The following is a 20,388-nucleotide window of genomic DNA, read 5'->3' as shown; positions in this document are numbered from 1 at the left end:
TTATTTCGCCTTCAGCGCGGCGATCAGACCGTCGGAAGCGTCCTCGATATAGTCGAGCACCAGGTCGAAGCCCTTGCCGCCGCCATAGTACGGATCGGGCACCACGTCGGATCCGCTGCGGCTGGCATGCGCCATGAACAGGCCGAGCTTGTGGCGATGCTGCGGCGGACAGGCCGCCTCCAGCAGGCGCAGATTGTCGTGGTCCATCGCCAGCACATGGTCGAATTGCTCGAAGTCGCTGGCGGCCACCTTGCGCGAGCGCTGCGCCGACAAGTCGTAGCCGCGTTTGGCGGCGAACTCCATCGAACGCGTGTCCGGCGGCTCGCCCACGTGATAGCCGTGCGTGCCGGCCGAATCGATGACGAAGTGCCCGGCCAGGCCGGCCGCCTCCACCCGGTGGCGAAACACGCCTTCCGCCGTCGGCGAACGGCAGATGTTCCCCATGCATACGAAGAGAACCGAAATTGGCTTGCCCATGAAAACACTCTGTCAATCTGGCGAAGCAGCTACTGTACGCCAGATGGAAGCACATTGCTATAATTGAAAAATGACCAACACTGACACAAACCTGTCCTGCGGCTGCCGTCTGCTCAGCGTCGACGACGCTGTCCAGGGCGCCGTGATTCCCCTGGCCCTGCTGTATCCAGCCATCGGCACGGAGAGCGAGGAGCGCTTCGGCCCGTACCCATTGGAGGTGGCGAAGGACGCGCCGCCGGCTGCGGGGAGCTGGCCGCTGGTCGTTATCTCGCACGGCAATTCGGGCACGCCGTGGGCGTACCGCCAGATGGCCAAGCACCTTGTGCAGGCAGGCTACGTGGTCGCGCTGCCGGCCCATACCGGCAATACGCGGCTGGACAATACGCTGGCCGGCACCGCCGCCAATTTGGAAAACCGGCCGCGCCACATCTCGCTGAGCATCGATGCTGCGCTGGGAGACGCCGTGCTCGGCGCGCATATCGCCGACGCACGCGTGGCGGTGATCGGCCATTCCATCGGCGCCTACACTGCGCTGGCCGTTGCCGGTGCTCAGCCCTGGACCGGCCCGCACGAAAGCAAGGGCGCGCCGCCCAGTCCCGTCAAGGTCCGCGCGGACAGCCGCGTGCGCGCGCTGGTGCTGCTCAATCCAGCGACGCCCTGGTACGTGGCCGGATCATTCAGCGAGGTGCGGGTTCCCATCCTGATCCGCACCGGAGAGCAGGACAAACTCACGCCGCTCGAGCATGCATACAGGGTCATAGACGGCGTCCCGGACGCGTCGCTGGTGGAGCACAAGGATATCCCCGGCGCCAACCACTTCGCCTTCATGAGCAAGTTCCCGCCCGAGATGACACGGCCGAACTTCCAGCCTTCGCAGGACCTGCCCGGCTTCGACCGCGAGGCGATCCAGCCCGAACTGTTCGCCGACATCACCGCTTTTCTGACGCGGACACTGTGCGCCGTTTAGTCCTGCTTGTCGTTATACTAAGTTGTAGCTTTTAAAAAAAGGAATCACCATGTCCCAAGAACTGGTATTGGATGGCCGCCTCGAGTCGGCAAAAAGCACCGCGTGGTGGCTGTACGTCATCCACGCGGTGAGCTTCGTGTTTTCGCTGGGTGCGTTTTCCTTCATTCCGCTGGTGCTCAACTACGTGCAGCGGCCGGGCACCGAGGGCACTTTCGTCCACAGCCACCACACCTGGATGATCCGCTCCTTCTGGTGGTACGTCGTGTGGATCGTGGTCGGCGCGGCGCTGTTCGTGACCATCATCGGCATTCCGCTGGCTTGGGTGGTGTGGGTAGGCGCCTGGCTGTGGAAGGCCTACCGCCTGATCAGCGGCATCGTTCGGCTGAACCGCAACGAGGCTGCCGCCGTCTAGTCCCTTAGTCCTTCAGCAGGCGCAGCGCCTGCCGCAGGCCGTCCACGATCACCTCGTACGCCTGCTGGCGGCTGGCCTCGTCCGGCGCGCGCAGGACGTAGGATGGATGGTATACCGCGATCACCCAGCGCCCTTCGTGCTGGAACGGCGCGTCCATCACGGACTTCATCGTCGCGCTGCCGTCTTGCAGCACCGACTTCAGCGCGGTGCCGCCCAGCGCGACGATCACCTCCGGCCTTACGCGCTCCAGCTCCTCTTCCAGCCACAGATGGCAGGCGCTGATTTCCTTTTGCGCCGGCGTCTTGTGCAGGCGCCGCTTACCGCGCAGCTCCCACTTGAAATGCTTGACGGCGTTGGTCAGGTAGATGCTGCCGCGGTCCAGGCCCGCTTCGTCCATCGCCTTGTCCAGCAGCGCGCCGGCGGGTCCGACAAACGGCAGGCCCTGCAGATCTTCCTGGTCGCCCGGCTGTTCGCCCACCAGCATGATGCGCGCCTTTTTCGGCCCGACGCCGGGCACGGCCTGCGTGGCGTTCTGCCACAGGTCGCAGCGGCGGCACTGGTCCAGCGAACTGGGACGCTCGCGCTGCGGCTGGGCGCGTTCGGCGCTGATCGGTATCGTGGTGGCGCCGGCACGGCGCCCTACCGTTTCGGTCTGGCCGGTGCGGCGCTCGCCGTTGGCGGCGGCGCTGATCATCTGCGGCACGATGGCGCCTTCCGGCAAGTTCTTCCAGAAGCGCGACGGGATATGGCTGCGCAGCAGGTCCGCATTCAGCCGCGCCGGATTGAAGATGTTGCGGTAGTAGGTCAGCCACATCGATTCGCCGGCATCGTCGATGTCCGCCGGGCCGCGCATCACAGCCGGGCCGGCGTGCAGCTTGGCTCCGTCCCACATCATCGTTGCCGACGGCGTGGCGATCATCCAGGTGATGCCGCCCATGCGGCGCGCGAAATGACCTGCCACCTGCGGCAACACTTCATGCGTCGGCTCGAACCACGCCACAAAGCGCGGCGCGCCGTCAGCCTCGGAGCGTTCGCGAAAACGGACATAGGCGTGCATATCATGCTCCTCGCGGTGAACAGCCTTGACCATGGCGTGCAAACGGGCGCCGTCCGGATCTGCCGGCGAGATGACATCATGCTCGCCCAACTGCCAGCGCCAGACCACCTTGTACAGAAAGGCCCAGCGGTCGCACGCGCTGAAACAGGCTGCGCTGTCCAGCAAGTCCATCAGCTCACGCGACACGCGCAGCGACGTCGACGTCGCCGTTGGCGGCGCGGCGGGCAGGTCATCGGCAGCGGACGAGAACAAATCGCCGCCGCCAAGCCCGGACGTCCATTCTACGGATTCAGGCGCGACACGGCGCGCAATTAGTTCCCGAACCGCCGCCCGCCACTCGTCGAAGGACTGCACGACCATGCGCATCATGCCGTCTGCAGCTCCGGCCACAGGTTCATCTGCTGCGGCGTGTCGGCCATGGCGCGCCGCAGATGTTCGGACGGACTGGCGTCGCTGGCCGGAAAATAGTCGGCCGTGATGATGAACGGCGAGATCTTCTTCATGCTGCAACGCAGCCGCGACAGATCGGCATAGCGCACCTTCCGCAGCCGGCGCAGGTCGACGATGCGCTGCGCGTTGCGCAAGCCGATGCCGGGCACGCGCGCGATCATGTGCAGCTCGGCGCAGTTCAGGTCCAGCGGAAAATGCTCGCGATGCGCCAGCGCCCAAGCCAGCTTGGGGTCGATATCCAGCGCCAGGTTGCCGCCGCTGGCCGGCAGCAACTCATTGGCCTGGAAGCCGTAGCTGCGCAGCAGGAAGTCGGCCTGGTACAGCCGGTGCTCGCGCAGCATCGGCGGCGGCGCCAGCGGCACGCTCTTCGGGCTTTGCGGAATCGGGCTGAACGCCGAGTAGTACACGCGTTTGAGCTTGTAGCTGCCGTACAGCGTTTCGGCGGTCGACAGGATCTGCTGGTCGTCGCTGGCGTCGGCGCCGACGATCATCTGCGTGCTTTGTCCGGCCGGCGCGAAGCGCGGCGACTTCGGCTCCTCCGCCTTTTCGTCCAGCTTGCGGCGGATCGAACCCATCGCCAGCTTGATGGTGTGGACGCTTTTTTCCGGCGCCAGCCTCTGCACGCTGTCCTGCGTCGGCAGCTCGATGTTCACGCTGAGGCGGTCGGCATAGCGGCCGGCGGCGGCGATCAGCGCCGGATCGGCGTCCGGTATCGTCTTCAGATGGATATAGCCGCGGAACTGGTGCACCTCGCGCAACTCGCGCGCCACCTGCACCAGCTGCTCCATCGTGTAGTCGGCCGAGCGGATGATGCCGGAACTGAGGAACAGCCCGTCGATGTAATTGCGGAGATAGAAATCGGTGGTCAGCTTGACCACCTCCGCGACCGTGAAACGCGCGCGCGGCACGTTGGACGTGCGGCGGTTGACGCAGTACTGGCAATCGTACAGGCAGTAATTGGTCAGCAGGACCTTCAGCAGCGAGACGCAGCGCCCGTCCGGCGTGTAGCTGTGGCAGATACCCATGCCGGTGGTGGCGCCGAAGCCATCCTTGCCGATGGAGTTGCGCTTCGGCGCCGCGCTGCTGGCGCAGGAGGCGTCGTACTTTGCCGCATCGGCGAGAATTTCCAGCTTGTCCGTCAATTCCATCATCGCCCCGATATACTGTGTTTATATACAGTATATCAGAACGATTTAAGGAAGTACCGCTTTCAGTGCATCGACCAGTTTCGCGCACTCCTCGTCGGTGCCGATGGAGATGCGCAGGAACTGATCGATGCGCGCCTGCTTGAAGTGCCGCACCAGGATGGCCCGCTCGCGCAGGCTTGCCGCCAGCTGGGCACCGTCGTGCCGCGGGTGGCGGGCGAAGATGAAGTTGGCGTGCGACGGCAGCACTTCGAAGCCCAGCACCTGCATCTGCGCCGTCAGCCATGCGCGCGTGGCGATGATCGCTTGCGAGGTCTGCTCCATGTGGGCCACGTCGTCCAGCGCGGCCACCGCGCCGGCTTGCGCGACCTGCCCCAGCGGATAGCAATTGAAGCTGTTCTTCACGCGCTCCAGGCCGGCGATCAGGTCAGGATGGCCGACGGCGAAGCCGACCCGCAGGCCGGCCAGCGAACGCGATTTGGACAGCGTCTGGATCACCAGCAGATTGTCGTAACGGCCGAGCAGCGCGATCGCGCTTTGCGCGCCGAAGTCGACATACGCCTCGTCGATCACCACCACCTGATCCGGATGCGCGGCCAGCAGCGCCTCGATCCGCTCCAGCGGCAGCGCGATGCCGGTCGGCGCGTTGGGGTTGGCGATGATGATGGCGCCGCAAGGCTGCTGGTAGTCCGCCACGTCGATCTCGAAGCGTTCGTTCAGCGGCACCTGCACCGCATCGATGCCATACAGGCTGCAGTAGGTCGGATAAAAACTGTAGCTGATGTCCGGGCAAAGCAGCGGCAACTCGTGCTTGAGCAGCGCGTGGAAGGTGTGCGCCAGCACTTCGTCCGAGCTGTTGCCGACGAAGACCTGCCCGCTCGTCAGCCCGAAGCGGCGGGCGACGGCATCCTTGACCGCCGCGTTGCCGGGATCGGAGTACTTGCGCAGCTGGTCGCCGACGGCGGCCTGCATCGCGGCGACCGCCTTGGGCGACGGGCCGTACGGGTTCTCGTTGGTGTTCAGCTTGACCAGGCCGGGCATCTGCACCTGCTCGCCCGGCGTGTACGGCGTCAGGCCGTGGACGACGTTGCTCCAGAAGCGGCTCATTGCATTTCTCCCAGCGCGCGCTCGATATCGGCGATCAGGTCGTTGACGTCTTCCAGGCCGACGTTGAAGCGCACCAGGACACCCTTGTCCTGCCAGTCCTTGCGCATGTTCTGGATACGGTATGGCATGACCAGGCTGTTGGCGCCGCCCCAGCTGTAGCCGATCTTGAAGAACTTGAGCGAGTCGACAAAGCGGTCGGTCTGCGCCTCGGTGAAGCGTTCGTCGAACAGCACGGAGAACAGGCCGCCGGCGCCGCTGAAGTCGCGCTTCCAGATTTCGTGGCCGGGACAATCAGTGAAGGCTGGGTGCAGCACCTTGGTGATTTCCGGCCGCGCCTGCAGCCACGCCGCCAGCTTGCGCGCCGCCGCGTCGTGCGCGTCGAAGCGCATGCGCATCGTCGGCAGGCCGCGCGAGACGAGATAGGCATCGTCCGCGCCCACGCCCATGCCGAGGCGCATATGCGACAGGCTGATGCGGTCGTGCAGCGCCTGGTCGCGCGTGATGACGGCGCCCATCAGCACATCCGAGCCGCCGGACTGGTACTTGGTCAGCGCCTGCATGATGATGTCGACGCCAAGGTCGAAGCCGCGCAGCGCCAGGCCGGCCGACCAGGTATTGTCCAGCGCGACGACCACGCCGCGCTCGTGCGCCGCCTTGCAGATGGCCGGCAGGTCCGGCACTTCCATCGACACCGAACCGGGCGCCTCGGTCCAGATCAGTTTGGTGTTCGGCTGGATCAGCGCGGCGATGCCCTCGCCGATCAGCGGATCGTAGTAGCGCGCGGTGATGCCGTAGTCGGCCGTCAGCCAGCGGCCCAGCTCGCGGTTGGGGTTGTAGACGTTATCGGGCAGCAGCACGTCGTCCCCGGTTTTCAGCATCGCGAAATCGATCATCGCGATGGCGGCCAGGCCGCTTGGCGCCAGCAGGCAGTATTTGCCATCCTCGATCTCGGCCAGGCGCGCTTCCAGCGTGAAGGTGGTCGGCGTGCCGTGCAGGCCGTAGGTATAGGCGTTTTTCTCTTTCCAGTCGCCCGAGCGCATGGCGGCGACGTTCTTGAACAGCACCGTCGAGGCGTGGTGGATCGCGCTGGGGAATGCGGCAAAGCCTTCCGGCGCCTGGTAGTCGGTGTGAACGAGTGCGGTCTGCGGGGATTTTTTGATGGTCATGGTAATTTCAGGCGAAAAAAAAGGCGGACATGCCGTCCGCCTTCATTTTACAGTGCATCGCCCTACAGCGCCTCGCCCCACAGGTCGTGGGCGTCGGACGTGGTGATTTTCACGTCGACGAACTGGCCGACCGCCAGCTTCTTGTGCGGCTCGTATGGCGGCTTGACATACACCACGCCGTCGATTTCCGGCGCGTCCGCGCTGGAGCGGCCGACACCGCCGCTGCGGTTGACTTCATCGATCAGCACGCGCACGGTCTTGCCGACCTTGGCTTTCAGGCGTGCCTTGGAGATCTCTTCCTGCAGCAGCATCACGCGGCCGCGGCGCTCTTCGCGCACTTCTTCCGGCACCGGATTGGCCAGCTCGTTGGCGGTGGCGCCTTCGACCGGCGAATAGGCGAAGCAGCCCAGGCGGTCGATCTGCGCTTCCTTCAGGAAGTCCAGCAGGTATTCGAATTCGGCCTCGGTCTCGCCCGGGAAGCCGGCGATGAAGGTCGAACGGATGGTCAGGTCCGGATTCATGGCGCGCCAGGCCAGGATGCGGTCCAGGTTTTTCTCGCCGCTGGCGGGACGCTTCATGCGCTTCAGCACATCGGGATGCGCGTGCTGCATCGGGATGTCCAGGTAAGGCAGGATGTGCTCGCCCATCATCGGAATGACCTGGTCGACGTGCGGGTATGGATACACGTAGTGCATGCGCACCCAGGCGCCGTAGGACTTGGCCAGCTCGCCCAGCGCTTCCATCAGTTGCGTCATGTGGGTCTTGATCGGACGGCCGTTCCAGAAACCGGTGCGGAACTTGACGTCGACGCCGTAGGCCGAGGTGTCCTGCGAGATCACCAGCAGTTCCTTGACGCCGGACTTGAACAGGTTTTCCGCTTCCAGCATCAGGTCCGCGATCGGGCGCGAGACCAGGTCGCCGCGCATCGACGGGATGATGCAGAACGAGCAGCGGTGGTTGCAGCCTTCGGAGATCTTCAGGTAGGCATAGTGCTTGGGCGTGAGCTTGACGCCCTGCGCCGGTATCAGGTCGAGGAAAGGCTCGTGCGGTTTCGGCAGGTGCAGGTGGACCGAGTCCATCACCTCGGCCAGCGCGTGCGGGCCGGTCACGGCCAGCACCTTCGGGTGCACCTTCATGATGATGTCGTCGCCGGCGGCGTCTTTTTTCGCGCCCAGGCAGCCGGTGACGATCACGCGGCCGTTTTCGGCCAGCGCTTCGCCGATGGCGTCCAGCGATTCCTGCACGGCGGCGTCGATGAAGCCGCAGGTGTTGACGATGACCAGGTCGGCGCCGTCGTAGGACTTGGCGGTCTCGTAACCTTCAGCGCGCAGCTGGGTCAGGATCTGTTCGGAGTCGACCAGCGCTTTGGGGCAGCCGAGCGAGACGAAGCCCACTTTGGGTGCTGGCGCACCGGCGGCTGGCTTGGGGAGACGAGTGAGTGGTTGCGATTGCATGATAGGTTGCTTTAGGTTGCTAAATGCGCCATGAAAATTGCGGGCAATCGAGCATTATACCCCATTGGCCATAGGGAGATCATGATAGGATAGCGTTTGACCCGGCGGCCCGCCTCGAGAGGCCGCATCATTCAATTCAGGAGAGTTTGTGGCAACGCTGAAAGACGTCGCAGTGCTCGCCGGTGTAGGCATGTCGACAGCATCGCGCGCCATTTCCGGCGCCGGTCCGGTATCCCCCGAGTCGATGAAAAAAGTCCAGGCGGCGATAGAACAGCTCAACTTCCGTCCCTCCTCCATCGGCCGCTCGCTGTCCGCGCAGTCGCTGGGGATGATCGGGATTTTTGCGCCCTCGTTCTTCGGCGCCTACTACGGCACCATCCTCAAGCAGACCGACATCGAGCTGCGCGCCATGCGCCGGCACGTGGTCGTGGCCACCGGCTGCGGCGACGGCACGCCGCGCGACGAGGCCATCGAGGCGGTCAAGTTCCTGATCGGCCGCGATTGCGACGGCATCGTCGTTCTGGGCCACGATCTATACGACGAGGACCTGATCTCGCTGCAGAAGATGCATCCGAAAATGGCCTTCCTCAACCGCCGCAGCCCGGAGCTGCCGGAAGCGTCGTTCTGCCCGGACCACTACCACGGCGGCGAACTGGCGGCGCAAACCTTGCTGGAAGCGGGCCACCGCGAGCTGGCGGTGATCTCCGGCCCGTCCGGCACGTCGGACAACAAGCAGCGGCTGGACGGTTTTTTCGACGAGCTGGCGCGCAACGGCATCGCCCGCGACAGCGTGCCGCTGATCGCCTCGGACTTCTCGCGCGAAGGCGGCTTCGGCGCCACGCAGCAGCTGATCACTGAAGGCCGCAGGTTCACCGGCCTGTTTTGCGCGAACGACGAGATGGCGGTCGGCGCCCTGTCCTGCTTCCACCGCGCCGGCATCAGCGTGCCGAACGACGTCTCCATCGTCGGTTATGACGACGACTACTCGGCTGAGTTCTCGTCGCCGGGTCTGACGTCGGTGCACATCCCGATGCAGCAACTGACGCAGAACGCCGTGCGCTGGCTGCTCAACCTGTGCTACGGCACCCAGCACGAAATCGCCCGCGACTTCCCCGTCACGGTGAGCAAGCGCGGCTCGGTCGCCCGCCGTTAAAAAAGGGCCGGCATCGCTGCCGGCCCAAAGACCACTTACTCCCTGGTTCTATCAGAACTTCATCGACACGCGCCCGCCGAAGGTGCGCGGGTTGTTGTAGTACGCGGCCCATATCTGCTGCGTCGGCTGGCATGGCGCGCCGACCTGGGTGCAGACCTCGATCGCGTCGTACTTCACCGCCTTGTCGGTCGCGTTGTTGACGAACAGTTCCGCCGTGTAGGCCTTGTTCAGCGGCTCGTAGCGCACGCTCAGGTCCAGCGTGGTGTAGGCCTTCTGCTGCTTGACGCCCGGATGGCCCGGCACGTCGGTGTTGAACGCGCCCGAACCGACGAACGATTCCGACTCGTAGTGCGCCGAGGCGCGCGGCGTGATGCGGCCCTTGCCGGTGTCGAAGTCATGCTCGTACATCAGCGTGGCGGCGAAGGTCGGCGCGTGCTTCAACACGGCGCCGCCGACATTGACTGCGGGCGCGGTGGTGCCGCAGGACTGGTTGTTTGCGCGCGCCGCATCGACGTCGCAGGACAGGAAGTCGTCATACCGCGCCTTCAGCCAGGTGGCGTTGCCGCTGAAGCGGTCGATGCTGGTCGGACGATAGATCCACTCGGCCTCGACTCCCTTCACCGAGGCGCCGGCCGCGTTGAAGTTCTGCAGCGTGTTGTTCACCACTTGCGATTCCAGCTTGTCCTTGTACTTCATCCAGAACGCGTCCAGGTTCAGCGACAGCTGGCGGTTGAGCAGGTCCGACTTGAAGCCCACTTCATAGCTGGTCAGGCGCTCCGGCTTGGTGGTCGCGCCGCCGTCGCCGATGGCCGGCGAGTGGAATCCGGTGGTCACCGAGGCGAAGGTCAGGATGTCCTTGGCCGGCTTGTATTCCACGCGGCCCAGCCACGTCGACTGGCCGTATTGCAAGTCGGCCGTGTTGTCGCCATACGTATTACCGCAGGTCTGCTGGTTCACCACGCCGCCGGGGCCGATGTTGTGGGTGTTGATGGTGCCCACGCCCGGCGTGACCAGTTGCGCGATCTGGTTAGGCGTCAGCGTGACGGTACCGCGCGGCGCGTTGTCCGGCCAGTTCGGGCAGGCCCAGTTCTGGCCGCCCACGTCGAACTTGTGGTCCTTGGTGTAGCGCGCGCCGCCGGTGACCTTCCACAGCGGATCGATGTCATAGCTGGCCTGCGCGAACACGGCTTTCGAATGCAGCTCGCGGTCGCCCTGGATGAAGGACATCGCCGATGCATATTGGCCGACGGTCGGCTGCACGAAGATCACGCTGCCGCTGGCGATATCCTGGTCCAGCATGGCCTGCGAGATCTGGCTGCGGTCGATGTCGAAGCGGATCTTGTTCTTCTCGCGGAAGAAGAACAGGCCGCCCACCCATTGCAGCGGCGCTTCGGTATCCGAGCGCACCTGCAGTTCGTTGGAGACGCTGTCGAACTGGCTCCACTCGGTGCGGTTCTCTGCCTTGAAGCCTGGGTAGAAACCGGCGTCCGCATCGCTGCCGTTGGTGCGCTTCAAGCGGCTCCACGCGGCCAGGTACTGAGTCTCGATGCCTTCCACCGGACGCCATTGCACCTTGGTCTTGGCGGTGATGATGGACTGGTCCAGCGTACCCGGCGTGTCGATCAGCGCCGAGCGCAGGTCCTGGCCCGGCTTCGGCTCGGCGGCCAGGTAGATGTTGCCGGCGCCGGTGTCGCTGTAGTAGTCGGCGATGAAAGTGGCCTTCAGGTCGGGCGTGAACTTCCACAGCAGCGAGGCGCGCGCGCCCTGCTGGTCGCCTGCGCCGTACTTCTTCGTCCCCGGCTGCACGTTCGAGCCCTTGCGGAAGTCGACGTAGCCGTCGTGCTGGTCCTTGATGGCGGCGATGCGCAGCGCGATGTCGTCGCTCAGCGGGATGTTCATCATCGCCTGCGTCTGGATGTGATGGTAGTCGCCCAGCGTGACGCTGGCCGAACCGAAGGTCTTGGCGGTGCTCGGCGCGCCGGACACCAGGTTGACCGCGCCGGCGGTGGAGTTGCGGCCGTTCAGCGTGCCCTGCGGACCGCGCGCGACTTCGACGTGGTTCAGGTCATACATCAGCGCCGTCGCGCCCTGCGGACGCGGCACATAGATGCCGTCGACGTAGAACGCCACCGCCGGATCGCCCAGCTCCGTGTGATTGGCCGAGCCTACGCCGCGCATGTAGACGTGCACGCCGCCCGAGTCGCTGTGCGGTTCCACCACCAGGCTGGGCACCATGGCGGTCATGGTCGCCAGATCCTTGACCTGGTTGTTGGCCAGCGTGTCCTGCGTGTAGGCGGTGATCGCCAGCGGCGTGTCCTGCACCAGCGTGTCGCGGCGGGTGGCCGTGACGATGATCTTTTCCACGTCGCCGCCTGCTGCCTGCTGCGCGTATGCCGCACCGGCGGTCAGCGCAATTTGCGCAATGCTCAGGGCTAAAATCGTTTTCTTCATTTGTCTGTCCTCGCTTCGTCCATCGTTCAAGTTGGCGTGCATGCCCGCTCTGAGTGGCTTGCTATACACAAGTGGAACCGGTTCCACCGCAGGATGCACTGATCCAACGGGCAGCCATGCGGCGGCGCCCGGTTTTTACAGCACTGCTAGCTATGAATCAGAGCCGCTGTTCGCTGGCCCCGTCAAACAGGGAGATACGTTTGGTGCGCACCGAGAAGCTGATGTCCTTCTCGGTTTCGATAGTCTGCTGGTCCTGCACGATGCCAGCGACCTGGGTACCGTGGAAGTCCAGCCACAACACGCGATGCGCGCCCATCGCCTCGACCAGCGAGACCGATGCGCACAACACGCTGTCGACGCCGTCGCAATTGCCGACGTCGATGTCCTCGGGCCGCACGCCCAGCACGCATTCGTGCCTGCCGGACGGCTGCTGCTTGAACGGGTAGTCCGTCACGTCGACGGCCATGTGCTCGTTGCCGAACATGGTGCGGCCATCCTTCTGCTCCAGCCAGCCCTTGAACAGGTTCATGCCCGGCGAACCGAGGAAGGTGGCGACGAACAGGTTGGCCGGTTCGTTGTAGATATTGGCCGGCGTGTCGAACTGCTGCACCACCCCGCCCTTCATCACGGCCATGCGCTGCGCCAGCGTCATCGCCTCGACCTGGTCGTGGGTCACGTAGATCATGGTCGCGCCGAGCTGCTTGTGCAGCTGCTTCAACTCGCGCCGCAGTTCGGTGCGCAGCTTGGCGTCGAGGTTGGAAAGCGGTTCGTCGAACAGCATCACGTCCGCCTCGCGCACAATGGCGCGGCCGATCGCCACGCGCTGGCGCTGACCACCGGACAGGTTGGCCGGCTTGCGCTTCAACAGCGGGCCAAGTTGCAGCATGTCGGAAGCGCGCGAGACGCGGCGCGCGATCTCCGCTTTCGGCGTGCCGTTGATGCGCAGGCCGAAGGACATATTGGCTTCCACGTTCATGGTCGGGTACAGCGCGTACGACTGGAACACCAGCGCGATGCCGCGGTCCTTCGGATCGGCCCAGGTCATGTCCTTGCCGCCGATTTCGATCTGGCCGGAGGTGGTGTCGATCAGGCCAGCGATGGAATGCAGCAGTGTGGACTTGCCGCAGCCCGACGGCCCCAGCAACACCACGAACTCCCCTGCCTTCACATCAAGGTTCAAGGATTCGATGACCTTGTTGCCGCCCAACTGGATCTGCAGATTACGAATAGCTACGTTAGACATGGATTAACCCTTCACAGCGCCAGAGGCGATACCGCGCACGAACCAGCGGCCGGAGATGAAATAGAGAGCCAGCGGCACGACCGACGTCAGGATGGTCGCTGCCATGTTGACGTTGTACAGGCGCTCGCCGGTGGTGGTGTTGATGATGTTGTTCAGCTGGACCGTCATCGGCAGGTGCTCGGAGCCGGCAAACACCAGGCCAAGCAGGAAGTCGTTCCAGATGCCGGTGACCTGCATGATGACGGCGACCACGATGACCGGCGTCGACATCGGCAGCATCAGCTGCAGGAAGATGCGCCAAAAACCGCCGCCGTCGATGCGCGCGGCCTTGAACAACTCCATCGGCAGCGCCGCGTAGTAGTTGCGGAACAGGAGCGTCATCACCGGCATGCCGAAGATGGTGTGGATCAGCACTATGCCCGGCAAGGAACTGAACAGGTTGACGGCGGCCAGCACACGCACCAGCGGATAGACCATCACCTGCACCGGAATGAAGGCGCCCATCATCAGGATGGCGAACAACAGGCCGGCGCCGCGCGGACGCCAGAACGACAGCGCATAGCCGTTCACCGCGCCGATGGCGATCGACAGGATGGTGCTCGGCACGACGATGGCGACCGAGTTCCAGAAGCCGCCGCGGATGCCATTGCATTCCAGGCCCGTGCAAGCCGATTGCCAGGCCTGCAGCCACGGTTCCAGCGTCGCATGCACCGGCAGCGCGAACAGCGTGCCGAGGCGGATCTCTTCCATCGGCTTGACCGACGTCACCAGCATCACGTACAGCGGCAGCAGGAAGAACAGCGCGGCCACGATCAGGAAACCGTAGACGCCGATGCGGGCCGGCGTCCATGCCAGCTTGCGGCGCGGCTTGATGGCCGGCGGCGCTGGATTGATATTGCTGTCGTTCGCTGCGCGGGCTTGCGCAGCGCTTGCTGCCTTTTCCATTGCGGCCTTGTCGAGTTTGACGACTTGTCCCATCACGCCCCCTTCGCCACGCGGCGGTTGCGCACAAAGTACAGCGGCGCGACGATGGCCAGTACGGTGGACAGCAGCACGATCGATGCGGCGGAAGCCAGGCCGATATTGGCGCGGCCGAACAGGTAATCCATGATGAACTTGGCCGGCACTTCGCTGGCCGTGCCGGGCCCGCCCTGCGTCATCGCGACGACGGAGTCGAATACCTTGACCACCATCACGAACAGTAGCACGAACGCGGTCGACACCGACGCGCCCAGCATCGGCAGCACGATGCTGACGTAGACGCGCCAGCGCGGAATGCCGTCGATGCGGGCGGCCTTCCACAATTCCTCGTCGACGCCGCGCAGGCCGGACAGCATCAGCGCCATCACCAGGCCGGAAGCCTGCCACACGGTGGCGATGACGACGGTGTAGATCGCCATGTCCTGGTCGACGATCCAGTCGAACTTGGCGTCGGCGAAGCCCAGCTTGTGCAGCACTTCCTGGATGCCCAGTTCGGGATTGAGGATCCATTGCCAGATCAGGCCCGTCGCCACGAACGACATCGCGTACGGATACAGGAAGATGGTGCGCAGCGCGCCTTCGGCCATCACCTTCTGGTCGATGAACACGGCCAGCAGGAAGCCGATGACCAGGCAGGCGGTGATGAACAACACGCCGTAGACCACCACATTCTGCAGCGAGAGCAGCCAGCGCTCGTTGTTAAACAGGCGGATGTACTGCGAGGCGCCGACAAAATCGCTGGCCGGGAAGGTGCGCGAGCTGCTGACCGATACGCGGGCCGTCCACAGCATCGTGCCGAGGTAGGCCAGCAGCACCGTCAACGCCATCGGTATCATGGCGATGTAGGCCGCGAAGGAAACGCTTTGACGCTTCTTGGCCATGGCTTATTGATCCTTCAGCGCGCGGGCAAAGGCTTTTTGCGCGTCGTCCGGCGACTGGTTCTTGTTCCAGTAGCTGGTCAGCACGTCCTGCAGCGCGCCAGTAGTATCCGGCGTTGCCAGCATTTCGGTGTTCGGCAGCTGGCGCGACTTGTCCTTCATGATGGCCAGTCCCTGGCGCGCACAGATGTCGAGTTGCGATTCGTCGACGTCGCCGCGGATAGGAATGGAGCCCTTGCGGATATTGAAGGCCACCTGCGCGGCCGGCGAAGTGACCGTGGTCGCCAGCAGCTTCTGCGCCTTGATGGCGTTGGCGTCCGTGGTTTTCGGGAAGACGAAAGCGTCGCCGGCGACGATGTACGGCGCCTTGGGGCCGAAGCCGGGGAAGCAGCCGTACTCCTTGCCCGCGGTCTGCTTGGCGGCGGCGAATTCGCCCTTGGCCCAGTCGCCCATGATCTGCACGCCGGCCTTGCCGCTGACGACCATCGCCGTCGCGTCGTTCCAGTTGCGCCCCGGAGAGCCGGCATCGACGAAGGCCTTCAGCTTTTTGAAGTCGACCAGCACCTGCTTGAAGGCCGGCGACATCACGGCTTTCTGGTCGCGGTCGCGGTAGACCTTCAGATACAGGTCGGCGCCGCCGACCATGGCGAAGATGGCGTCGAAGGTGATCTTCTCCTGCCACACCTGGCCGCCAAAGGCCAGCGGCACCACGCCGGCTGCCTTCAGCTTGGCCAGTTGCGTCAGGAACTCGTCCCAGGTCTGCGGTTCGCTGGCGATGCCCGCCTTTTTATAGGCCGCCTTCGAGTAGAAGAACCACGCCGGCATATGGATGTCCACCGGAGCTGCGTAGAAGTGGCCGTTGATCTTGATCGACTGGATGATGGCCGGCGGCAGGATCTGGTCCCACTTGCCGGCTGCGGCCACGTCGTCGATGTTATTGAGCAGGCCCTGTTCGACGAAGTCGCGGAACTGCTTGGAGGTGTTGAACTGCGCGGCCGTCGGCGCGTTGCCGCCGACGATGCGGTTGATGGTGGTGGCGCGCGACTGGTCGGCGCCGGCGATGGCGTTGTCGATCCACTGGCCGCCGGCCTTGTTGTATGCATCCGCAAACTGCTTGACCGCCTGCGATTCGCCGCCCGACGTCCACCAATGGATAACGGTCGCTTTCAACGGTGTTTGGGCTTGCGCTGCGCTGCATGCCGCCAGGGTGAGCGCGACCGCGCTCCCCATTTTTGAGGCCTTGAACATTCTGTCTCCCTGTGGGCGTCGAGCGCCCATTTTATTCGGATAACTTTGCTGGATGTTTAACTTTTTGCGGATCTCTCGGCCAAAAATTGGGTTACCAGTTTTGCGCTGCGTTTCAGCGTGCGCTTTTGCGTTGCATAGTCGACATGGATAATACCGAAACGGCGCTCATAACCGAAGGCCCATTCGAAATTGTCCATCAACGACCAGATAAAGTAGCCCCGTATGTCCACACCGGCCTTGACTGCTTGATCCACCGCCGCAAGGTGGCGGTTCAGGAACGAGATGCGCTGGCGGTCGTCGACTTCGCCGTCCACCACTTCGTCGTCGGTGGCCATGCCGTTTTCGGTGATGTAGATCGGCGGCAGATTCGGATAGTCGCGGTGGAAGCCGACCAGCAGGTGGCGCAGGCCGTCCGGGTACACTTCCCAGCCCATTTGCGTGCGCTCCACGCCTTCCAGGTCCACTTCGATGTAGCCGTTCTTGCCGTCGCTGACGACGTTGGTGCGGAAGTAGTAATTAATGCCCAGGAAGTCCAGCGGCGTGCCGATGATGTCCATGTCGCCGTCGAGGGCCATCGGTTCGGCGCCCGGCCACAGTTCCCACAGCGCCGACGGATAGGACTTCTTCAGCAGCGGATCGAGGATCCAGTTATTGTGCTGCAGTTCGAACAGCCAGGCGGCGCGCTGGCCGGCGGCGCTGCTGTCGGTGCTGGTGCCGCGCCCCACGTTGGCGACGATGCCCACTTGCGCCGCCGGATCGTTGGTGCGCAGATGCTTGACGGCCAGGCCGTGGCCCAGCAGCAGGTGGTGCATGGCCTGTGTGGCGAAGACCACATCCTGCTTGCCCGGCGCGTGATGGCCGGTGCCGTAGCCGTGCATGGCCGAGCACCATGGCTCGTTCAGCGTGGCCCAGGCGTCGACCAGGCCGGCCAGCTCACGGCTGATCATGTCGGCGTATTCGGCGAAGCGGTAGGCGGTGTCGCGGTTGACCCAACCGCCCTTGTCTTCCAGGTGCTGCGGCAGGTCCCAGTGGTACAGCGTGACGTAGGTCTTCAAGCCCTTGGCGCGCAGCGCTGTCAGCAGCTTGCGGTAGAACGCGATACCCTTCTGGTTCGGCTGGCCGTCCTGCGTCATCACGCGCGGCCAGGAAATCGACAGGCGGTAGGCGCCGACGTTCAGGGCCGCCAGCAGCTCGACGTCGTCTTGCCAGCGATGATAGTGGTCGCAGGCGACGGCGCCGGTGTCGCCGGCCAGTGTCTTGCCCGGCGTGGCCGAGAAAGTGTCCCAGATCGATGGTATGCGGCCATCTTCGGCGACCGCGCCTTCGATCTGATAAGCCGCGGTGGCGGCGCCCAGCAGGAAATCCTTACTCCACAACACCGAGTCGGCCGGCGGGGAAAACGTCTCTTCCAGTGAAACTGATGCATCGACAACCACGGAAACTCCTTCGTTCAGACCGCATTTTGAAATTGTGTGGAAGCGCTTCCACAACTGTTGTCGATAGTACTACTGAAGAAATTCTGGTGTCAACGTAAATTGCGGATTTTTGTAATTTAGCTACAAACAAATCCGGGGTCAGATCTAAAAATTGGACACGGGCTCTGCCGTAATGACCATTACGGCAGAGCCCGTGTCCAATTTTTAGATCTGACCCCGGGTTTAAAGCGTAGGGAAATTACTTTTTGTCGGTCGGTGCTGGTGGCACGCCGGGAACGAACGGGAAGGTACCGAAGATGTTCTTGCTCTGGCTTTGCATCTGTTCCTGCATCTGCACGAACAGGCTCTTGCTCTGGTCGATGTAGTTATTCATCATGCCCTGCATCATCGGGCCCTGGACGTTCATGAACTGGGTCCACATTTCCGGGCTGAATGGCTTGCCTTCGATGCCGCCCACCGCGCTGCCGGTGAACTTGCGCTGGATGTCGGTGAACGCCTGCACGTTCTTTTCCAGGTAGGAGCCCATCATGCCCTGCATGGCGTGGCCGTAGAAACGGATGATCTGCGCCAGCACGTCGCTGGAGAACATCGGCGCCCCGCTCGCCTCTTCCTCCAGGATGATCTGGAGCAGGATGCTGCGGCTCAGGTCTTCATTGGTCTTGGCGTCGACCACGGTGAATTCTTCGTTGTCCAGCACCAGCTGCTTGACGTCCGTCAGCGTGATGTAGGAACTGGTCTGCGTGTCGTACAGACGGCGGTTCGGGTATTTTTTAATCAGGCGGTCAGCATTTTTTTTCGCACTACTCATCACAAGTCCGTTTATTGCGCCGCAGCGCGTACTCTAACAATTCGAAAAAAAAGCGAACTTCGGTCCGCTTTCCCACTTGCCTACTACTTCCATTATAGAGGGGAAAATGAATATCTTGCACCATCTGTTATAACTTTTAGGTTTTATTGCAACGCAACCAATTTTACAGACGAACAATCACAACATTTTCCCCGGTGCATCTAGTCTGCACGTACCTTCACATAACGGCCCGGTGCCGGCTCGATCGCCTTGTAGGTGGCGTTGCCTGGCTTGGCCTTGGCCTTGACATCCTTGCCGCCGTGATCGGCCAGGAATTTGGCCCATTCGGGCCACCAGCTGCCCTTGTTTTCAGTCGCGCCAGCGATCCATGCTTCGGCGTCCTGCGGCTTGGAGGCGGCGCGGCCCAGCGGCTTGTCGTTGGTCCAGTAGCTGCGCTTGTTCTTGACCGGCGAGTTGATCACGCCGGCGATGTGACCGGAGGCGCCGAGGATGTAACGGTTGGCCTTGGGCTTGCCTGGATTAAGAATATTCATGGAGCCGAAGGCCGACATCCACGGCACGATATGGTCTTCGCGCGAGCCGTAGATGAAGGCCGGCGCGTCGATCTTGCTCAGGTCGACCTTCTGGCCGGAGACGGTCAGCTGGCCGGTCTTCAGCTTGTTTTCCAGATAGGTGTTGCGCAGATACCAGCAGAACATCGGGCCCGGCAGGTTGGTGCTGTCGGAATTCCAGTACAGCAGGTCGAACGGCGGCGGCTCATTGCCCTTCAGGTAGTTCGACTGCACGTAGTTCCACACCAGGTCGTTCGGACGCAGGCTGGAGAAGGTGCTGGCCAGGTCGCGGCCCGGCATCAGGCCGCCATCCTTCAGCTGTTGCTCGCGCATAGCCACCTGCGCCTCGTCGACAAACACGTCCAGCACGCCGGTATCGCTGAAATCGAGGAAGGTGGTCAGCAAGGTCAGGCTGGAAGCCGGATTCTCGCCGCGCGCCGCCAGCACCGCCAGCGCGGTCGACACGATGGTGCCGCCGACGCAGAAGCCGAACAGGTTCATCTTGTCCTGGCCGGTGATGTCGCGCACCACGCCCACCGCCTCGATCACGCCCTTCTCGACGTAATCGTCCCAGGTGGTGCCGGCCAGCGACTTGTCCGGATTGCTCCACGAAATCATGAACACGGTATTACCCTGCTCCACCGCGTAACGCACCAGCGAGTTTTCCGGCTGCAGGTCGAGGATGTAGAATTTGTTGATGCAAGGCGGCACCATCAGCAGCGGGCGCTGGTGCACCATCTCCGTCGCCGGCTTGTACTGGATCAGCTGGAACAGCGGATTCTCGTAGACCACCGTGCCCTCGGTCGTGGCCAGGTTGCGGCCGACCTCGAACGCCGATTCGTCCGACAGCGAGATGTGGCCCTTGTTCATGTCGGCCAGCATATTGGCCATGCCCTTGGTCAGGCTCTCGCCCTTGGTTTCGATCAGCTTTTGCTGCGCTTCCGGATTGGTGGCGAGGAAGTTGGCCGGCGACATGGCATCGACGATTTGCTGCACGGCAAAGCGGATTTTCTGCTTTTGCTGCGGCGTGGTTTCCACCGTGTCGACCATGGCCGTCAGGAATTTGGCGTTCAGCAGGTATGATGCGGCATTGAAAGACGACATCGGATTGCCCTGCCAGGCCGACGAGGTGAAGCGGCGGTCGCCCACTTCCGGCGTTTTACCGGCGAGAAAGTCTTGCCACAAACCGCCGAAATCCTGCAGGTACTGGTTCTTCAACTGCTCCATGGCCTCCGGTTTCACGGCGGCGCCTACGTCCTGCATCATGGCGGCCAGCGGGTTGGCCTCCGTGGTCGGCGCCATGTTGAACCAGGATTGCCACTGTCCGGGGTCGCTCATCTGCGACATCCAGGCGTTGGCAATGGCTTGAGGATCGGGCAAATTCATGTTTGTTTCCCTAAAAAT

Annotated in this window: 17 protein-coding genes; 3 read left to right on the top strand and 14 right to left on the bottom strand. The window is 63.4% G+C overall.

Annotated elements, in window-relative coordinates; genetic code table 11:
• On the bottom strand, positions 1-477 hold the full coding sequence (locus ACSQ3S_RS15080; protein ID WP_436142869.1) for a low molecular weight protein-tyrosine-phosphatase: 477 nt from the start codon (positions 475-477) through the stop codon (positions 1-3).
• A 70-nt stretch (positions 478-547) separates the two neighbouring features.
• Here ACSQ3S_RS15080 and ACSQ3S_RS15075 point away from each other — a divergent pair, with 70 nt between their 5' ends.
• Entirely contained in the window at positions 548-1,444 is an 897-nt protein-coding gene (locus ACSQ3S_RS15075; protein ID WP_436142868.1) for an alpha/beta hydrolase family protein, read from the top strand.
• A gap of 49 nt (positions 1,445-1,493) precedes the next feature.
• The gene (locus ACSQ3S_RS15070; RefSeq protein ID WP_176650389.1) at positions 1,494-1,856 is read left to right on the top strand and encodes a DUF4870 family protein; all 363 of its coding nucleotides are present in this window, start codon (positions 1,494-1,496) and stop codon (positions 1,854-1,856) included.
• 4 nt (positions 1,857-1,860) lie between these two features.
• Here ACSQ3S_RS15070 and ACSQ3S_RS15065 read toward each other — a convergent pair whose 3' ends face one another.
• The 5 genes from ACSQ3S_RS15065 to rimO form a co-directional block, all read right to left on the bottom strand.
• Positions 1,861-3,282: a UdgX family uracil-DNA binding protein gene (locus ACSQ3S_RS15065; protein ID WP_436142867.1), complete on the bottom strand. Its 1,422-nt coding sequence runs from the start codon at positions 3,280-3,282 to the stop codon at positions 1,861-1,863.
• Positions 3,279-4,511 (bottom strand): putative DNA modification/repair radical SAM protein, encoded by a 1,233-nt coding sequence (locus ACSQ3S_RS15060; RefSeq protein WP_436145025.1) that lies wholly within the window; start codon positions 4,509-4,511, stop codon positions 3,279-3,281. Before ACSQ3S_RS15060 ends, ACSQ3S_RS15065 begins: the two co-directional genes overlap by 4 nt.
• A 45-nt stretch (positions 4,512-4,556) precedes the next feature.
• Entirely contained in the window at positions 4,557-5,615 is a 1,059-nt protein-coding gene (gene hisC / locus ACSQ3S_RS15055) for a histidinol-phosphate transaminase (protein WP_436142866.1), read from the bottom strand.
• Positions 5,612-6,781, bottom strand: coding sequence for a cystathionine beta-lyase (locus tag ACSQ3S_RS15050; RefSeq protein WP_176650387.1), 1,170 nt, complete (start codon positions 6,779-6,781; stop codon positions 5,612-5,614). The genes hisC and ACSQ3S_RS15050 overlap by 4 nt, the downstream gene beginning before the upstream one ends.
• Before the next feature lie 62 nt (positions 6,782-6,843).
• Positions 6,844-8,235 (bottom strand): 30S ribosomal protein S12 methylthiotransferase RimO, encoded by a 1,392-nt coding sequence (gene rimO, locus ACSQ3S_RS15045; protein ID WP_176650386.1) that lies wholly within the window; start codon positions 8,233-8,235, stop codon positions 6,844-6,846.
• A gap of 148 nt (positions 8,236-8,383) precedes the next feature.
• Here rimO and ACSQ3S_RS15040 point away from each other — a divergent pair, with 148 nt between their 5' ends.
• The gene (locus tag ACSQ3S_RS15040) at positions 8,384-9,388 is read left to right on the top strand and encodes a LacI family DNA-binding transcriptional regulator (RefSeq protein ID WP_176650385.1); all 1,005 of its coding nucleotides are present in this window, start codon (positions 8,384-8,386) and stop codon (positions 9,386-9,388) included.
• Between the two features lie 51 nt (positions 9,389-9,439).
• On the opposite strand, the gene ACSQ3S_RS15035 is transcribed toward ACSQ3S_RS15040, so the two are convergent.
• The 8 genes from ACSQ3S_RS15035 to phaC form a co-directional block, all read right to left on the bottom strand.
• Positions 9,440-11,839, bottom strand: coding sequence for a TonB-dependent receptor domain-containing protein (locus ACSQ3S_RS15035; protein WP_176650384.1), 2,400 nt, complete (start codon positions 11,837-11,839; stop codon positions 9,440-9,442).
• Between the two features lie 157 nt (positions 11,840-11,996).
• Positions 11,997-13,082: an ABC transporter ATP-binding protein gene (locus ACSQ3S_RS15030; RefSeq protein ID WP_176650383.1), complete on the bottom strand. Its 1,086-nt coding sequence runs from the start codon at positions 13,080-13,082 to the stop codon at positions 11,997-11,999.
• A gap of 3 nt (positions 13,083-13,085) precedes the next feature.
• Positions 13,086-14,060, bottom strand: a complete 975-nt coding sequence (locus ACSQ3S_RS15025) for a carbohydrate ABC transporter permease (RefSeq protein WP_353397977.1) — start codon at positions 14,058-14,060, stop codon at positions 13,086-13,088.
• Positions 14,060-14,944 (bottom strand): carbohydrate ABC transporter permease, encoded by an 885-nt coding sequence (locus ACSQ3S_RS15020; protein WP_436142865.1) that lies wholly within the window; start codon positions 14,942-14,944, stop codon positions 14,060-14,062. Before ACSQ3S_RS15020 ends, ACSQ3S_RS15025 begins: the two co-directional genes overlap by 1 nt.
• A gap of 3 nt (positions 14,945-14,947) precedes the next feature.
• Positions 14,948-16,171 carry an ABC transporter substrate-binding protein gene (locus ACSQ3S_RS15015; protein WP_436145024.1) on the bottom strand — a complete coding sequence of 408 codons (1,224 nt, stop codon included), beginning with the start codon at positions 16,169-16,171 and terminating at the stop codon, positions 14,948-14,950.
• A gap of 74 nt (positions 16,172-16,245) precedes the next feature.
• Positions 16,246-17,568: a GH1 family beta-glucosidase gene (locus tag ACSQ3S_RS15010; protein ID WP_413446602.1), complete on the bottom strand. Its 1,323-nt coding sequence runs from the start codon at positions 17,566-17,568 to the stop codon at positions 16,246-16,248.
• 295 nt (positions 17,569-17,863) lie between these two features.
• Positions 17,864-18,433: a polyhydroxyalkanoate synthesis repressor PhaR gene (phaR, locus tag ACSQ3S_RS15005; RefSeq protein WP_436142864.1), complete on the bottom strand. Its 570-nt coding sequence runs from the start codon at positions 18,431-18,433 to the stop codon at positions 17,864-17,866.
• A gap of 200 nt (positions 18,434-18,633) precedes the next feature.
• Positions 18,634-20,370 (bottom strand): class I poly(R)-hydroxyalkanoic acid synthase, encoded by a 1,737-nt coding sequence (phaC, locus tag ACSQ3S_RS15000; protein ID WP_436142863.1) that lies wholly within the window; start codon positions 20,368-20,370, stop codon positions 18,634-18,636.
• Positions 20,371-20,388 lie beyond the last annotated feature (18 nt).

Source organism: Duganella sp. LjRoot269, from assembly GCF_964254095.1.
Classification (GTDB): domain Bacteria; phylum Pseudomonadota; class Gammaproteobacteria; order Burkholderiales; family Burkholderiaceae_D; genus Rugamonas; species Rugamonas hordei.
This window is presented reverse-complemented; position numbering and strand designations above follow the sequence as displayed.

Bases quoted from the DNA above. Each gene is read 5' to 3' on its own strand.
- ACSQ3S_RS15080 (WP_436142869.1), bottom strand. From the start codon at position 477: ATGGGCAAGCCAATTTCGGTTCTCTTCGTATGCATGGGGAACATCTGC.
- ACSQ3S_RS15075 (WP_436142868.1), top strand. From the start codon at position 548: ATGACCAACACTGACACAAACCTGTCCTGCGGCTGCCGTCTGCTCAGC.
- ACSQ3S_RS15070 (WP_176650389.1), top strand. From the start codon at position 1,494: ATGTCCCAAGAACTGGTATTGGATGGCCGCCTCGAGTCGGCAAAAAGC.
- ACSQ3S_RS15065 (WP_436142867.1), bottom strand. From the start codon at position 3,282: ATGATGCGCATGGTCGTGCAGTCCTTCGACGAGTGGCGGGCGGCGGTT.
- ACSQ3S_RS15060 (WP_436145025.1), bottom strand. From the start codon at position 4,511: ATGGAATTGACGGACAAGCTGGAAATTCTCGCCGATGCGGCAAAGTAC.
- hisC (WP_436142866.1), bottom strand. From the start codon at position 5,615: ATGAGCCGCTTCTGGAGCAACGTCGTCCACGGCCTGACGCCGTACACG.
- ACSQ3S_RS15050 (WP_176650387.1), bottom strand. From the start codon at position 6,781: ATGACCATCAAAAAATCCCCGCAGACCGCACTCGTTCACACCGACTAC.
- rimO (WP_176650386.1), bottom strand. From the start codon at position 8,235: ATGCAATCGCAACCACTCACTCGTCTCCCCAAGCCAGCCGCCGGTGCG.
- ACSQ3S_RS15035 (WP_176650384.1), bottom strand. From the start codon at position 11,839: ATGAAGAAAACGATTTTAGCCCTGAGCATTGCGCAAATTGCGCTGACC.
- ACSQ3S_RS15030 (WP_176650383.1), bottom strand. From the start codon at position 13,082: ATGTCTAACGTAGCTATTCGTAATCTGCAGATCCAGTTGGGCGGCAAC.
- ACSQ3S_RS15025 (WP_353397977.1), bottom strand. From the start codon at position 14,060: ATGGGACAAGTCGTCAAACTCGACAAGGCCGCAATGGAAAAGGCAGCA.
- ACSQ3S_RS15020 (WP_436142865.1), bottom strand. From the start codon at position 14,944: ATGGCCAAGAAGCGTCAAAGCGTTTCCTTCGCGGCCTACATCGCCATG.
- ACSQ3S_RS15015 (WP_436145024.1), bottom strand. From the start codon at position 16,171: ATGGGGAGCGCGGTCGCGCTCACCCTGGCGGCATGCAGCGCAGCGCAA.
- phaR (WP_436142864.1), bottom strand. From the start codon at position 18,433: ATGAGTAGTGCGAAAAAAAATGCTGACCGCCTGATTAAAAAATACCCG.
- phaC (WP_436142863.1), bottom strand. From the start codon at position 20,370: ATGAATTTGCCCGATCCTCAAGCCATTGCCAACGCCTGGATGTCGCAG.